The 14,386-nt window shown below is 60.3% G+C and carries 16 protein-coding genes; 4 read left to right on the forward strand and 12 right to left on the reverse strand.

The annotated features are described in order from the left end of the window. A partial coding sequence (locus IV109_RS17145; RefSeq protein ID WP_296699576.1) for a glutamate synthase-related protein occupies positions 1-774 on the reverse strand: 774 nt, incomplete at its 3' end. 158 nt (positions 775-932) lie between these two features. Here IV109_RS17145 and IV109_RS17150 point away from each other — a divergent pair. Then, on the forward strand, positions 933-1,724 hold the full coding sequence (locus IV109_RS17150; protein ID WP_296699581.1) for a UPF0149 family protein: 792 nt from the start codon (positions 933-935) through the stop codon (positions 1,722-1,724). 30 nt (positions 1,725-1,754) lie between these two features. Here the strand turns inward: IV109_RS17150 and IV109_RS17155 are convergent, their stop codons facing one another. From IV109_RS17155 to apaG, 9 genes are all read right to left on the reverse strand, one after another. After that, a complete protein-coding gene (locus tag IV109_RS17155) occupies positions 1,755-2,237 on the reverse strand; it encodes a CBS domain-containing protein (protein ID WP_296699584.1) in 483 nt (160 codons plus the stop codon). A gap of 54 nt (positions 2,238-2,291) precedes the next feature. Continuing rightward, positions 2,292-2,837 (reverse strand): HPF/RaiA family ribosome-associated protein, encoded by a 546-nt coding sequence (locus IV109_RS17160; RefSeq protein WP_296699588.1) that lies wholly within the window; start codon positions 2,835-2,837, stop codon positions 2,292-2,294. Positions 2,838-2,943: 106 nt separating this feature from the next. Next, positions 2,944-3,432, reverse strand: a complete 489-nt coding sequence (locus IV109_RS17165; protein ID WP_296699591.1) for a nuclear transport factor 2 family protein — start codon at positions 3,430-3,432, stop codon at positions 2,944-2,946. Positions 3,433-3,607: 175 nt separating this feature from the next. Beyond that, a complete protein-coding gene (locus IV109_RS17170) occupies positions 3,608-3,922 on the reverse strand; it encodes a LysR substrate-binding domain-containing protein (protein WP_296699593.1) in 315 nt (104 codons plus the stop codon). A 168-nt stretch (positions 3,923-4,090) separates the two neighbouring features. Further along, positions 4,091-6,637 (reverse strand): PAS domain S-box protein, encoded by a 2,547-nt coding sequence (locus tag IV109_RS17175; RefSeq protein WP_296699595.1) that lies wholly within the window; start codon positions 6,635-6,637, stop codon positions 4,091-4,093. A 53-nt stretch (positions 6,638-6,690) separates the two neighbouring features. Further along, positions 6,691-7,194, reverse strand: coding sequence for a CinA family protein (locus IV109_RS17180; RefSeq protein ID WP_296699597.1), 504 nt, complete (start codon positions 7,192-7,194; stop codon positions 6,691-6,693). Beyond that, positions 7,191-7,724 (reverse strand): phosphatidylglycerophosphatase A, encoded by a 534-nt coding sequence (locus IV109_RS17185; RefSeq protein WP_296699808.1) that lies wholly within the window; start codon positions 7,722-7,724, stop codon positions 7,191-7,193. The genes IV109_RS17180 and IV109_RS17185 overlap by 4 nt, the downstream gene beginning before the upstream one ends. Positions 7,725-7,856: 132 nt before the next feature. Next, positions 7,857-8,855, reverse strand: coding sequence for a thiamine-phosphate kinase (gene thiL, locus IV109_RS17190; protein WP_296699810.1), 999 nt, complete (start codon positions 8,853-8,855; stop codon positions 7,857-7,859). A 19-nt stretch (positions 8,856-8,874) separates the two neighbouring features. Continuing rightward, a complete protein-coding gene (gene apaG, locus IV109_RS17195) occupies positions 8,875-9,267 on the reverse strand; it encodes a Co2+/Mg2+ efflux protein ApaG (RefSeq protein WP_296699599.1) in 393 nt (130 codons plus the stop codon). Positions 9,268-9,353: 86 nt separating this feature from the next. Between apaG and rpe the strand changes: the two genes are divergently transcribed. From rpe to IV109_RS17210, 3 genes are all read left to right on the forward strand, one after another. After that, the gene (gene rpe, locus IV109_RS17200) at positions 9,354-10,028 is read left to right on the forward strand and encodes a ribulose-phosphate 3-epimerase (RefSeq protein ID WP_296699600.1); all 675 of its coding nucleotides are present in this window, start codon (positions 9,354-9,356) and stop codon (positions 10,026-10,028) included. Between the two features lie 98 nt (positions 10,029-10,126). After that, positions 10,127-11,047, forward strand: a complete 921-nt coding sequence (locus IV109_RS17205) for a hypothetical protein (RefSeq protein WP_296699602.1) — start codon at positions 10,127-10,129, stop codon at positions 11,045-11,047. 13 nt (positions 11,048-11,060) lie between these two features. Beyond that, positions 11,061-13,022 carry a hypothetical protein gene (locus tag IV109_RS17210; RefSeq protein ID WP_296699606.1) on the forward strand — a complete coding sequence of 654 codons (1,962 nt, stop codon included), beginning with the start codon at positions 11,061-11,063 and terminating at the stop codon, positions 13,020-13,022. A gap of 59 nt (positions 13,023-13,081) precedes the next feature. Here the strand turns inward: IV109_RS17210 and IV109_RS17215 are convergent, their stop codons facing one another. Both IV109_RS17215 and IV109_RS17220 read right to left on the reverse strand, forming a co-directional pair. Beyond that, positions 13,082-13,819 carry a FecR family protein gene (locus IV109_RS17215; protein WP_296699609.1) on the reverse strand — a complete coding sequence of 246 codons (738 nt, stop codon included), beginning with the start codon at positions 13,817-13,819 and terminating at the stop codon, positions 13,082-13,084. A 66-nt stretch (positions 13,820-13,885) separates the two neighbouring features. Next, complete coding sequence (locus IV109_RS17220; RefSeq protein WP_296699614.1) at positions 13,886-14,356, reverse strand: type II secretion system protein N; 471 nt, start codon at positions 14,354-14,356, stop codon at positions 13,886-13,888. Positions 14,357-14,386: the final 30 nt, after the last annotated feature.

A 14,386-nucleotide genomic window follows, 5' to 3' on the forward strand; every position in this document is an offset into this window, starting at 1 on the left:
GCCGCCGTGGCCCGGCTTGGCGCCCTGGCTGAGCTTGAGCTCGATCATCTTGACCTGGGGGTCACAGGCATTGGCGGCGAACTTGTCGGCGTTGAAACTGCCATCGTCGTTGCGGCAGCCAAAGTAGCCCGAAGCGACCTCCCAAATCAGGTCGCCGCCATGGACGCGGTGGTGCGCCGAGATCGAGCCTTCGCCGGTGTCATGCGCAAAGCCACCGCGCCTGGCGCCCGAATTGAGTGCCAGGATGGCGTTGGCGCTCAAGGCGCCAAAGCTCATGGCGGAGATGTTGAACACGCTTGCGTCGTAGGGCTGTGCGGTGGTGGCGCCAATCGTGACGCGAAAATCATGCGAGGCCAGGCGCGTAGGTGCGATCGAATGGTTCATCCACTCGTAGCCGTCTGCGTACACCGCCAGCTGGGTGCCAAACGGGCGTTTGTCGGAATCGCCCTTGGCGCGCTGGTACACCAGTGAGCGTTGTGCACGCGAGAACGGTGTGGCCTCGCTGTCGCTTTCGATGAAATACTGGCGTATCTCCGGTCGCACAAACTCCATCATGAAGCGCAGGTGGCCAATGATGGGGTAATTGCGCAAAATGGAGCGCTTGCTTTGCCTCAGGTCATAAATGCCGATACCCACCAGGATCAGAGACAGCAGCCCCGTACCCAGCCCGACGCCGAAGCCCACCAGGGTGAAAAGGCTGAGCAGCAAGCTCATGACACTCAGGCCGAAAGCCGTGTAACGGACGGGGAAAATCGAGTTCAGGTGATGCAGCATGGGTAGGTTTCCTCGGGACTGACGATACCAGTCAGCCTGTGTTTTGCACAGGGGCGCGGGCTTGCGCGTTGTACCCGGTGAACGTTGCAGGGCAAAATACGGGTATTCCTCGACCACAACGCCAGGCCGCGACCATGAACCCAACTCCGCCCGCTGACATGACCCCACCTCCTGCCTCAGAGTCCCTGAGTCCTGACGAATTTGACGAAATCGACACCATCCTGGACGATTTGCGGACCCGGTATGACGAGACCCCGCAATGGGAATTCTGCGAGGGCTTCATGGCCGCCCTGATCTGCTGCCGCCGTGTCATTGCGGCCTCGGAGTATCTGCCGGTGTTGCTGGCGATCGGTCCGGATGGGGTGCAGGACGAAGGCTCGTTTGCCGACGCCAATCAGCAAATGCGTTTTTTTGAACTGTGGACTCGGCGCTGGAATGAAGTGGCGCAATCGCTCAATGCGGAAGTAGAGACGCTTGACGACGATGCAGCCTACCAACCCGAGGTCATGGATGTGCGTGGTGCCGTTGCAGCCCTGCCCGAGGACGAGCGTGCCGCCATGGCAGACGAGGACTTGCCTTCATTTGGTCAAGTCTGGGCCCTGGGCTTCATGTTCGCGGTGGAGGCGTGGCCGGATGAATGGGCCGCGCCTCGTGATAAAGAGGCGGTGAAATGGCTGAACGAAGCGCTGGAGGCGATCGTGGCACTGACCGAAGACGATGTCGATCCGCCCACGCTGTCCGTGTTCAGCGATGACGGCCCCCCCAGCATGAGTCTCAATCGTTTGAATGCGTTTGCCGATGGCATCTGGGCAGTCTACGATTTGCGCGAGCTGTGGCGCAATCTGGGCCCCCGTGTGGAAACGGTTCGCAAGGAAGCTACGCCCGGACGCAACGATTTGTGTGCCTGCGGCAGTGGCAAGAAATACAAGAAGTGCCACGGCGCCAACTGAGAAGAGCGTGCCACCCGCAGCGTGGCGCAGCTATGCAGCCAGACGGGAGACACTGCTGCGCAGTTGTCGCTCGCGCTTGCCCTCGCTGCCAATGGCGGTCACCAGCAAGGACAGTTCCTCCGACAGAATGTCCAGTACATCGTCCAGTGTCGCAATACCGATCAATTCATTTTGCGCGCCGACCACGGGAATGCGGCGTACGCCCTTGCGGCGCATAGACCGCACGAGGTCGATCAACGAGTCATCTTCGCGCGCCACAATCAGATCGATGCTCATCACGTCTTCCACGCAAAGCGTGGCGGGGACCAAGTCGGCGGCTACCACGGCGGTCACGATGTCCCGGTCGGTCAGCATGCCCACCACGGTGCGCAGGCCCCCCACCTCATCAACCACAACCAGGCAACCTACATGGTTCTCCCGCATGAGTCGCGCTGCGCCATTGATGGTGGTACGCCTGAAGGCGATGGTCACCTCGCGCGTGCAAATTTCACCCGTGGTCAAACGCTCTCCCATAGTGCTCTCCCGGTTGCATTGACATTGCAGTCCACCTGCTGTTTTGGCCACATCTCACGTGGTGCCATGCTTGCCCATGCTCACACGCTTGGCTTGGCGTCCCTCGCCGCCCAATTCCGGCAGAAACTGCACGGCACTGCCAGTCTGCATGTGTTCAAACGGTGTGCCAGCCACGTTGTCCCTGCTGAAATAGTATTCATCGCCCGCCGGTGTTCGGATGAATCCGAAACCCCCGCTGTCGTCGAGTCGGACCAACTCGCCGTGCAAGGGAGTCGCGTGCAGTTTTTCCTGCCGCTTGCGCCGTCGATTGACTTCCCTGAGTTGGCGCTTCATGCTGTCAAAGGCGTCCCTCAGTGCAACATAAGCATCCTCGTGCTGCACCCGGTTCACCACCAGTTCATGTCCCGGCAGCGTGAGATCAATGCGCACGCCGATCGGGCGGCCCTGGTGCTTGTGTTTTTGCTCCAGATCAATGAGCACGCGACAAGCCATGATGTCGCTGGCAAGCGCCTCCAGCTTGAGCACATGCTCCTGAACATTGGCCGCGAGCGCGTCAGACCCGTCCATGCCATGGAATTGGATTTGCACTGGTAACTTCATTCACACTCCTCTTAAACACCACATCACGGCATTCTTGAGGGCGCCAGAAAAAAGCAGTTGCGTTTTGTCAATGCAGGTCCTCGCCGCAGCGAAGGCGGTGCCGGGCTCACGCCGCTTTTGTCAGGAATTTCTGCAAGTTGGCGTCGGCTTGTGCCCGAACTTTGGTTTGCAGAAAAGGAGTCCAGCCCAGCAGCAAGCCAGGGGCACCCAGGGCCTGGCGTGACCAGCGCCAAAAATTGAAGTGATCACGGTGCACGCGAATGAGGCCTTCGGGGTTGAAGCTGAATTCGGCGTCGATGATGTTGTGCACCAGGCGGCCGGTGGCGCTGAACCGGTAGTGGGCTTCCCAGTGCGCATGCCCTTGCGTGGCGTCCGCTTCTACATCGCGGTATTCGAGTGCCCAGACGTCGCGCCCCTTGGCCTGGGTGACCGCGCACAGCATGCGCCACATGCCGCCGACCTGATGACGTCCCTGCAGCGAAAACGCCGGGTCCTCAAACACCGCATCTTCGGCGTAGCAACTGGCCATGGTGTCAGCGTCCAGCACCGCGAAGGCGGCATAGAACTTGTTCAGGGTCTGGGTGTTGGGGTGCATGCTGTGGTTCTCGCGATGGGGTGGACTGAATACGGAAAACTGTCTTGACAGGCCGCAGGGTAAAGCAAATTTTCAGATCATGTGCGTCAGTGTTTCCGCCAGAAAATCGTAGACCGCGCGAATGCGCCGGTTGGCGCGGATTTCACGATGCACTGCCAGCCACATGGGCAGGGGGTCACATCTTCAGCGCACCCGCAAGAACCTGCATCACATCGGGTTCGTTGTCGGCCATGTAGCTGGCACAAAAGCCCACGCCCAGTCCAGCCTGCACGGCCCTCCACTGGGCGATGAAATCATCCGTGCGCAACACAAAGTTCTCCCGCTTCACGGGGACCCCCATGGCCGAGAAACCCTGCAGAATGGATGTATCTGCATCGCTGCCGATCAGTTCGTGGTGCAGCAGGTCGGCCGGTTTTCGCAAGGCGCCCAGGCGCACATCGCCGATCTTTCTGGCCACCAGCGATGACTGATCGGACCAGACTCCAGTCAAAAACAGGTCCCGAAATGCTATTCATAAATGCATGTTTGTTATTTTTATTCATGCAATTGTGAAGTGAACGGCCCTAATTCTTGGCGCGCTCCGTCGTTTTAGGCAGGCTGCCGCCCGTGCCTTTGCCGATGCCGGTTGGCGGGTGCTGGTTCCGACCGGGCATGTTGTCTACAGATCGCCGGCTACTGAATCCAGCGCTGGTGCGTTGACTGGCAAGCGCAGCGTGAACACAGCGCCCTGGCCGGGATTGCTTCGCACGTCGATCGTGCCGCCCAGCACGCCAGTCACGATGTTGTGCACAATGTGCAGCCCCAGTCCCGAGCCGCCCTGGCCCAGCCGGGTGGTGTAAAACGGTTCGAAGATGCGTTTCAGGTTGGCCGATTCGATGCCCCGGCCTTGGTCGATCACTGCCAGTTCGACCTCGTCGATGCCTGCGGCGCGTGCCTGCATGGTGATGGTGCCGCCCTGCCCGTCGCCGTAGCCGTGAATGATGGCGTTGTTGATCAGGTTGCTCAGAACCTGCCCCAAAGGCCCTGGGTAACTGTCGAACCGGAGATTTGCGCTGATGTCCGTGACCACGGTACAGCCGGAATGGCGGATGGATGGGCTGAGCGTCAGCACGATCTCGGACACCACTTCCTGCAGTTCAAACTCGCGCCGTTTGGAGCTGGTCTGATCCACCGCGACCTGCTTGAAGCTGCGCACCAGATCTGCGGCACGCGTCAGGTTGCTGACCATGATGCTGGAGGCCGACCGGGCATCGGCCACATACTTGTCCAGGGTGGAGCGCGTCAAGCCGCCCGCCATCGACTTCGTGAACTCCGTGGTTTTGAACTCAAGCGAACTGGCCACGGTCAGGCCGTTGCCAATAGGTGTGTTGAGCTCATGTGCAACACCGGCGACGAGCGCGCCCAATGCCGCCAGCTTCTCCGATTGCACCAGTTGGTCCTTGGCCTGGCTCAAGGTGTGGAAGGTTTTTGACAGCTCGGTGTTGGCGTCCTGCAGCTGGCGGGTACGTTCGCTGACCCGGTCTTCCAGTTGGGCGTTGAGATCGAGAATTTCCTGCCGCGCGCGCAGTTGATCGGTAATGTCAATCAGCGTGCTCACCACGATTTTCCGATGGGGCTCCACAATGAAGCACGCGTAAAGAGAGACCCAGCGTCGTGAGCCGTCGCCGCACACCACCTCGACCACCCAGTTGCTCACCGCCTCTTCGTTGAGGCGTATTTGCTGCGCTCTTTCGGCATCCTCGGCGTGGGCCCATATGCCTTGCTTGGGCGGCAGTGTGCCGTGCTGCGCATCGCGCGAATAGCCAAAGGTCTTGTAGAACGCGTCGTTTCGGTGGTTGCTTGTGTAGTTGTCAGTGTCCACCGTATAGGACGTGGGAATTGGCGACTGCTCGAAAAGACTGGCGAATCTCGCCTCGCTTTCGCGGAGGTTTCTTTCTGTCTGAAGGGCATCGGTGATGTCCCGCAACACAACCAGCATGAAGCGTTCACCATGAGTTTTGTACAGGGCAGCGTTGAGCAATGTCACGCGCACCTGACCATCCCTTTTGCGCATTTCCACCGGGAATTCCCGCACCACGTCATGGGTCTTGAAAATATCGAGCACGGCTTGCCGTTGCGAGGCCTTGTTCCAAAGGCCCAACTCCAGTGAAGTTCGCCCAACGACCTCATCTCGTGTGTACCCGGTGAAGCGTTCGAAGGCTTCGTTGACTTCGACATACCGGCCATCGCTCACGCGTGTAATCGACATGAATTCGGGTGTCAGACGGAACGCTGCGACGAATTGCGCCTGAACTGCGTGCTCCCTGGTGACGTCCCGGGCAATCCACACGGCATGTGAATTCTGTTCCCCCTCAAGCGCGATCAGGGTGGCGTTCGCGATGCAGTCCAGCACACTGCCGTCCCGTCTGCGAAGCTGCACCAGCGTGTCGCTGACGGCGCCATCGCGCAAAAGCTTTTCGATGATGGCTGCACGCTGCTCGGGGTGAACCCAGATATCGAAGCTCCCCAGCGGCTGTCCAACGGCCTCACGGAAGTTGTGGCCACTGATGCGTTCAAAGCCCTCGTTCGCTTCCACCACGACACTGTCGCTGAGCCGGGTGATGACGATCCAGTCCGGACTGGCATGAAACACGCGGGCGAATTTTTCCTGGGACGCCGCCAGTTCGGTGATGTCGGTGGAGACCAGACCGACTCCAACAATCTGCTGGTCGGCGCCACGCAGCGGGAATTTGGTGGTTTCCAGTTGGCGCCATTGGCCCTGGCTCTGCACCATCGCCCGATAGGTCATCTTTTCACCACTCTCCAGTACCTTGAGATCGCTGGTGCGAAAGATGCGTGCAGTTTCCGCCGGGTGAACATCCACATCCCGGTTGCCGATGATTTGCTGCCTGGAAAAACCAAATTGCCGCTCGTACTCGCGGTTGATCATTTGGTAGCGGCCGTCCGCATCCTTGATGCCGATCATCAGTGGCGCGTTGTCGACCGCTGCCTGAAGCAAGGACTGCTGATGTTGCAGGTTCTCGCCAGCCTGGTCTGAGAGGTGCATGTGGCGGATGATGCCGTGCTGGTACATCCAGACCGTCAGTCCAATGCCGATCAAGGTGAGCCCCAGAAGCACGCCCCAGCTCGCCGAGAAAAAAATACCCAGACCCGCCAGGAAAAGCGGCGTCAGTCCGATCAACACCATGCGCAGCAGCAGACTCATCGGTAGGCAGGCCTGTGGGAATATTTTTCTATTGTGCGTCCACTTCGGCCGGATCAGCTCAGTAGTTCCACCAGCCGCGTCAACGCGTGTTGCAGGGTGGCCGTCCGAACTGCGGCGCGATCCCCGGGGAAGTGACATTTTTCGGTCACCACCTGGCCGGGCAAGGCGAACCCGAACCAGACCGTACCGACCGGCTTCGACGGGCTGCCGCCAGTCGGCCCGGCCACTCCGGTAACGGCCACCGCCACCTGCGCCTTGGAGTGCGCCAGTGCGCCTTCAGCCATGGCACGTGCGACGGCTTCACAGACCGCGCCAGCCCGACGCAGCACGCGGTCTTCAACGCCCAGCAACTCTGCCTTGGCATCGTTGGAGTAGGTGACGAAGCCACGCTCAAACCAGGCACTGGAGCCCGCCAGATCGGTGCAGGCGGCAGAAATCATGCCCCCGGTACAGCTTTCGGCAGTCACCAGCCGAAGCTGTTTCTTGAGGAGCAAATCGGCCAATTGTCCGCATAAATCATGCGCAGTCAGCGCTGGTTTTGATAGCGTTTCGGTCATTGAAAAAATCTCCATGCGGCGATCACGAACAGGGCGCAGGCGGCAGCCACCACATCGTCCAGCATGATGCCAAAGCCGGCCTTGCGCCAGGCGAAAGGGTCGGTACGGGCGTCCACACCATGAAACAGCGCATCAGCCCAGCCCACGGGGCCGGGCTTGACGGCATCAAAAAAGCGGAACAGGCAAAAGGCTGCAAACTGGGCCCACAGGCCGGCCGGGGTGACCAGCCACAACACCAGCCAGAAGGCGGCGATTTCGTCCCACACCACACTGCTGGGGTCGAGCACGCGCATGTTTTTGGCCGTGACGGTGCTGGCCCACCAACCCACTGGCAATGACGCTGCGATGAGCAAGGCCCAACGTGCATCGTTCATCCAGGGCTGCAGCGCGAGAAAGGCCAGCCACGCCCACAAGGTGCCGGCCGTGCCTGGCGCCACCGGGCTCAGCCCTGAACCAAAACCCATGGCAATGAAGTGAGCCGGATGCGAGAGCATGAAGCGCGCACTCGGACGCACAGGTGCCAGCCCCATGGGGCTGGGTGTCGCCGGACTCTGAAGAGGAAACTCGTTCTGAAGCATGGGGCGATTATCGTGGAGGGGCACTCGAAGCGCTTGAATGCCGCATGCCATTTCCGGCAGGTCACCAAGGCTGGGATCGGGCGTTCAGGCAAAGTGATCGAAAGAACAGAACGTGTTGTTCACCGTGTGACCGTGCTTATCCACCAGATGCAGGCCGCGTTCGGCATGGATGCGTCCGATGCGGGTTACAGGGGTCAGGCTGGCTTGGGCGGCGGCTGAGACGGTTTCGCGGGCCGCTGTCGGCGCGGTGAACAGCAGTTCGTAATCATCCCCCCCCGCCAGGGCCCATGCCAGCCACTGGTCCGGCGCGATCTGACTGAAAAATTGACCTCCGGCCCCCGAATAGTCAGCATGAGACGCTATTAAACCAAGAGCGACATCGGTGTCTACGGTAGCGCCCACGCCGGATTGCTTCAGCACGTGGCCCAAGTCGCCCAGCAGGCCGTCACTGACGTCGATGGCCGCAGTTGCAATGCCGCGCAAGGCCAGCCCCAGCGCCACGCGGGGGGTGGGCGCTTCCAGGCGCAGCCGGGCGGCCGCCAGCACCGGGGCGGGCACCGAGACCGTGCCACGCAAGGCTTCCAGCGCCAGCCGTGCGTCGCCCAGTGTGCCGCTGACGTACAGGTCGTCGCCGGCCCGCGCGCCCGAGCGCAGCAACGCCTGAGATCGGCCGTCCGTCACCGGCACTTCGCCAAACACAGTGATGCAGATAGTGAGCGGCCCCTGAGTGGTGTCGCCACCCACCAGTTCGCAAGCATGTGCGTCGGCCAGGGCCAGCAATCCCTGGGAAAACGGTGCCAGCCAAGCCGCCTCGGCCCGTGGCAGCGCCAATGCCAGGGTGAAGGCCAGTGGCTTGGCGCCGCAGGCCGCCAGGTCGCTCAGGTTCACGGCCAGAGCCTTGTGCCCGAGCAAACAGGGATCCACGTTGGCAAAGAAGTGACGACCCTCGACCAGCATGTCGCTGGAGATCGCCAACTGCGTGCCCGGCGCGGCTTGCAGCAGGGCGCAGTCGTCGCCCACGCCCAGCACAGCTTGCCTGGCCGGGCGTTTGAAATAACGCTCGATCAGGTCAAACTCACCCATTGCTTTCATGGGGCAAGGGTCAATGCAGGGTGCGCGTTCCGCCGCCGGCACTCAGGGCATCGAGCACAAACATGGGGATGTCGGTATCGAACTTTTCACCGTCCTCGGCGACACAAAAAAAGCTGCCGTGCATGGTGCCGGTGGGCGTGCGAAGACGTGTGCCGCTGGTGTATTCAAAGGTTTGCCCAGGCTTGAGCAGCGGTTGCTGCCCCACCACGCCCAGTCCCTTCACTTTTTCCGTGTGGCCGTTGGCGTCATTCACGTTCCATGTGCGGGAGATCAGCTGGGCCGGCACTTCACCGGTATTGGTGATGGAAATGGTGTATGAAAACACATACAAGTCCTGCTCGGGGATTGACTGATCCGCCAGAAATTGGGGCAATACTTCGACGCGAAATTGATACTTGGACATAGTGCAATGCTACCTGCGAAAATACCCATTCTGATGACCTCATCATTTCAATCCTGTTTTCCCCCAGACTTCTTCAATCCACTGCCATGACCTACCGAATTGCGCCTTCCATTCTCTCGGCCGACTTTGCCCGTTTGGGCGAGGAGATCAAAAACGTCATTGCCGCGGGCAGCGACTGGATTCACTTTGACGTGATGGACAACCACTATGTCCCCAACCTCACCTTCGGACCCATGATTTGCAGCGCGCTCAAACCCCACGCCAAAACGGCAGCGGGTGTGGCGATTCCCATTGATGTGCACCTGATGGTGCAACCGGTGGATGCTTTGGCTGCGGCCTTTGCGGATGCCGGTGCTGATTTCATCAGCTTTCACCCCGACGCCTCCGGCCACGTGCATCGCAGCATCCAGGCCATCAAGTCCAAGGGCTGCAAGGCGGGTCTGGTGTTCAACCCGGCGCAGCCGCTGGATGTGCTGGACTGGGTCATTGAGGATATCGACCTGATCCTGATCATGAGCGTCAACCCCGGCTTTGGCGGACAAAGCTTCATTGACTCGGCGCTGCGCAAGATTGAAGATGTGCGCCGGCGCATCACGGCCAGCGGCAAGGACATTCGTCTGGAGGTCGATGGCGGCATCAAGATCGACAACATTCGCCGTGTGGCCGATGCCGGGGCGGACACTTTCGTGGCTGGCAGCGCCATTTTCGGCAAGCCTGACTACAAGTCCGTGGTGGATGCCATGCGGGTGGCTTTGGGATAAGTATTTGCCGGCAGCGGAACAACTGGTTACACTGATTTTGACGTTGGTCAAAAGTGCTTGGCCGACACTTGTCAACGCTCTTGCAGGGAGCATTCCGTATGGTCTTTTGGTTGTCAGATGCGGTGAAGAAAATCCAGGGCGCTTTTGCCCCCGGATGCATCGTCCTTCTGTTGGCGCTGGGTTCAGCGTCCGGTGCGCGGGCCGACACTTCGCATGATGACAATGACGTTCAGGTGGATGCCGGCTTGACGGCTGACGACAATGTGACCCGTGCCAAGGACGGCGCTGACAAGCTCAGCGATTCGGCCGTCAGCGTCAATGTCAGCTTGAGTCGTGTCGTTGCGGTTTCCGAGCAATCCCGTTTGGTGTGGACAGGCTCAATCGGTGCGGAACGCTTTCAGAACTACCGGGGCTTGAGCCGTCTGGGTTTGACGGTGGAGGGTGAATACCAGTACCGTGAGTCGTCAGAGTTTGATGCACCCACTCTGGGCGTTTTTGCCAAATTCACCGCCGAGGACTTTGACTCTGACCTGCGGGATGGATACCGTTACTCGCTGGGCATCTCCATTCGGCAGCCCCTGACCGATCGCATTGGTCTGTTTGCGGCGCTGGCGCATAACCAGCGGTTCGGCCGAAGCGCGGTCTTCGACACCATGGATTCTTCGGTGCGCTTCAATCTCGACTACGCGTTGACTGCCAGGAGCACCCTCTATCTGGGAGCCGAGTATCGGCGTGGCGACATTGTGTCGACCGGCAGGGCGTCGCTCGAAAACGTCACGATTTCCAAAGTTTTTGTGGCGGACGATGCATTCACGGGTGGACAGTTCTTCAGCTACCAGTTGTACGGCACGACCTGGCTCGCCAACGTGGGCTACAACATTTCGCTCGGGCCGCGTTCAGGACTTGATTTTTCGTGGCGACGCGTGGAGTCCACGCCCGACCTGCGACCGAGTTGGGCGACATCGCCGAAAAGCTATGTCGCCAATCAGTTGTTCGCCAACTACCTGCTGCGTTTTTGAGAGGGGGAGAACCATGCACTGGCGCCGTCTGCTCAACCTGATTGGCTTGCTGGCCTCGACGCTGATCGTGACCGCGTGCGGTGGCGGCGGTGGTTCCACCGATGTTTTTCCCGGGGCGCCCCGAGTCTTCACGCCAACCAGCGGACCTGACAGTTTCTTGCTGTTTCCTAACCCGCAGAAGCAGGATGACGGTACGCTGCAGGTGGCCTCACTGGCTTATGCAACGGCATATTACGAGGCCATTGATCCCAATAACGACAGGGACACGCTGGCCAAGTTCAAGGCCTTCAACGGATTCGGGACGGCTGGCGGACCACTGGGCGAAGAAATGGTCATCGTGGGCGATCAGCGCGATTTGGGCTACGGTCGAAAAATGACAGCACGGCAGAACGCCGATGGCACCCTCGCGTTTGTGGTGGAGAACTATCTGGTGGGGGCCTACGGTGCTTATTCGTCGCTCAATCTGGATGCCGCCATCGTTTCAGAGTCCCGATGGCACCTGGGCACCAACGGCATTGAGTTCAGCCCCGGTCCGGGCGGCACGATCAAGTTTGTCAAGTTTTACACCTTCGATCCCGTCACCGGTACCCGCCTGATGATGGGCAATCTGGATGGCCGCGGCGCCAAGGCCCTGCCCACGGTCTGTGCGTCCTGTCACGGCGGTCGGGGCGACCCGCTGACACCCGCCACCGGCTCAGCGACAGGCAAGGCATTGTTTGCACGGTTGATGAATGCCGCATCCGCCACCGACGTGGTGCTGCCTGCGCAGGGGGGTGTGCGCGGCGATCTGGGCGCCCAGCTGCATCCCCTGGAGCCGGCGTCCTTTGATTTTTCAAGCACGCCGGGCTTTACCCGCGTCATGCTGGAGTCCAAGATCAAGACCATCAACAAGATGGTGCTGTGCTCCTTGCCCAATCCCGGGGCGGCTACCGGGGATGATGCCTGCCGGCGCACCGCCATCAATGACGAATACCAGGGTACTGTGGCCGCCCACCTGAAGGATATGTACGGTGGTGGGGCAGACACCCTGCAGAACGCCGCTGCCAACACCACGGATACCTATGTGCCAGCGGGCTGGGCTGCTCAGTCGGCGTTGTATCTGAATACCCAGGCCCAGGCTTGTCGGGTGTGCCACTTGCTGCGGGGTACGGGCAACCAGTCGGATATTGACTTTGAATCTTTTGCCAAGTTTGATGGCTATTCGGCCCGCATCAAGGCGCATGTGCTGGACCGTGGCAACATGCCGCTGGCCAAGCTGATCTACGACAAGTACTGGAGCACCCCCGGCATCTACGGCCCCATGGCCACCTACCTGAGCAGCAAGGGCTTTACCAGTACCAGCACCCAGCCCGGAGCCCCCGTGGCAGACCCCGGGCCTGACCGGGTGGTCAAGCAGCTTGGCACCACTTTGTCGGCGGCGATGAGCCTGTATTCCAGCACCTACCAGTGGTCGATTACATCGGGGCCGGTTGGCGCAACCTTGACCAATGCGACCACCTCCGCGCCGCTCTTCACGGCGCCAGGCAGCGGCACGTATGTCCTGCAGCTCATCACGGGCAATGGCACCACACAGAGTGCGCCCGCATCCCTCACCGTAGTGGTTGATGCCGCCCTGGCTTATGACCCGACAGCATTGCGTTTCTCACATATCAAGGCAATTTTGCAGGGTGCGCCGGGTTTTTGCAGCGGGTGCCACACGGCAGGCGGCGGTCCACCTATCTGGTATACCGACTTTGATCGCAATGCCGATGGTGTTGTGAATGCCACCGATGACAGCTGGTTCTACAGGGAACTCAGGGGGCGCATCAACTTTGCGGACATTGCAGGCAGCGCCCTGCTTCGCAAACCGACGGGTAACCACCATGGTGGGGCAACGGTGTTGAATATTGCGGGCTTGCCACCCGGCGACCCTGCACCCGATCGGGTGGCTTACGACAAGATTCTGGGCTGGATTCTGAACGGCGCACCGGAATAGCGTGCTGCAGGTGTGGGGTTGTTGCGGCTCCATTCCACGACCGCAGCGGGGCGCCGCAATCAGTAGCTGCGTCGCGGGCCGCTGTAAGCGTCTTTTGAAAAGATAAACGGGGTCTTGCGTCCGACCAAGGTCTCGATCAGGGACAGCTCCTGATCGGTGTGGTTAATGAACGGCGCGTTGCGGATTTTTTTGCCGGCATCACCCTCGGCCACGATATAAACCGGGCGATCGTGGTGCGTGGCATTGATGGTTTCCTTGCTGGCCGGGTCCTTGTTGGATTGAACCTCGGTGGAGCCATAGCAGGTGCAAAAATAGGTGAGGTCCGGCTCGGCTTCAATATAGAAGCCCGTGCCACGGATGCCTACCGTGGCTGTGGGCGTGTTGACCCGCATCGGCGTGTTGCGAGACACTGACAATAATTTCCCCGTCACCATGCGCAGTCCGGCAATGATGAGTGAACTGGCGGAGTTGTCCGGCGGCTCGATCACCAGTTTGCTGTCTGCACGCAGGATCATGGCATTGCTGTTGACCACGAAAACAATCTCGCTGTTTTTGGCCGTCTGCACGGTATCGCCCGGCTTGATGGGGGTGGCCAAAGTGGCGTCCTGGTTGTTGACCTTGACGTCACCGGAAAGGCCATAGATCGATTGTCCCGGGGGTAATTTACTTGGCTTGTTGCCGAAAATGCTGAAGCCAATCGCATGAGCATTGCCCAACCCGGAGGCAAACAGGCCGGCAGAGAGCGCCTGGATGAGCCAGAGGCGGCGCGGATCGTCGATGTCGTCGGTGTACTTCATGTTCGCTCCTCGCGTTGGGTATCGGCAAGCCTGGAATCAGCGGCGCCAAATTCCGCAATCATGCTATCACGGCTGAGCCAAAACGGGCAGTTCCAGATTGACAGATGCGGGTGCATCCAGACGGGTGGCCAAGGCGGCACTGCGGGTCGACACAGACTTCAGCACCAGGTTTTCATTCACCTGGGCACCCACCCGATAAGGCTTGGCCGGTTGGCCGTCGACGGAGATCAATGCGTGCCCGCTGTGGGTGCGATCCGCGACCACCCCCATCAGCTTGAACCGGTTGGCCGCGTTGTCGGGCGCAGGACCCGCGTCCACGGGCGTCGTTCCCGCGCTGGCTTGGCCACCGCCCAGCAGGCGTGCCACCACTTGCGGGTCGGACTGAACCGGCTCCGCAAAGACGACCGGTGCGATGGAGCCCGCAGGAGCTATGGCGACCCATTTCATGACCCAATACGCGGCACTGCCAGCGGCGATGGCGGCCAGCGAAAAAGTGGCGATTTTGGGCCACCACGTGCGATGTGCTTGAGTCTGCATGGCTCGATTATCATTGAACGGATCAAGATT

The organism is Rhodoferax sp. (genome assembly GCF_018780565.1).
In the GTDB taxonomy this organism is placed as follows: domain Bacteria; phylum Pseudomonadota; class Gammaproteobacteria; order Burkholderiales; family Burkholderiaceae_C; genus Rhodoferax.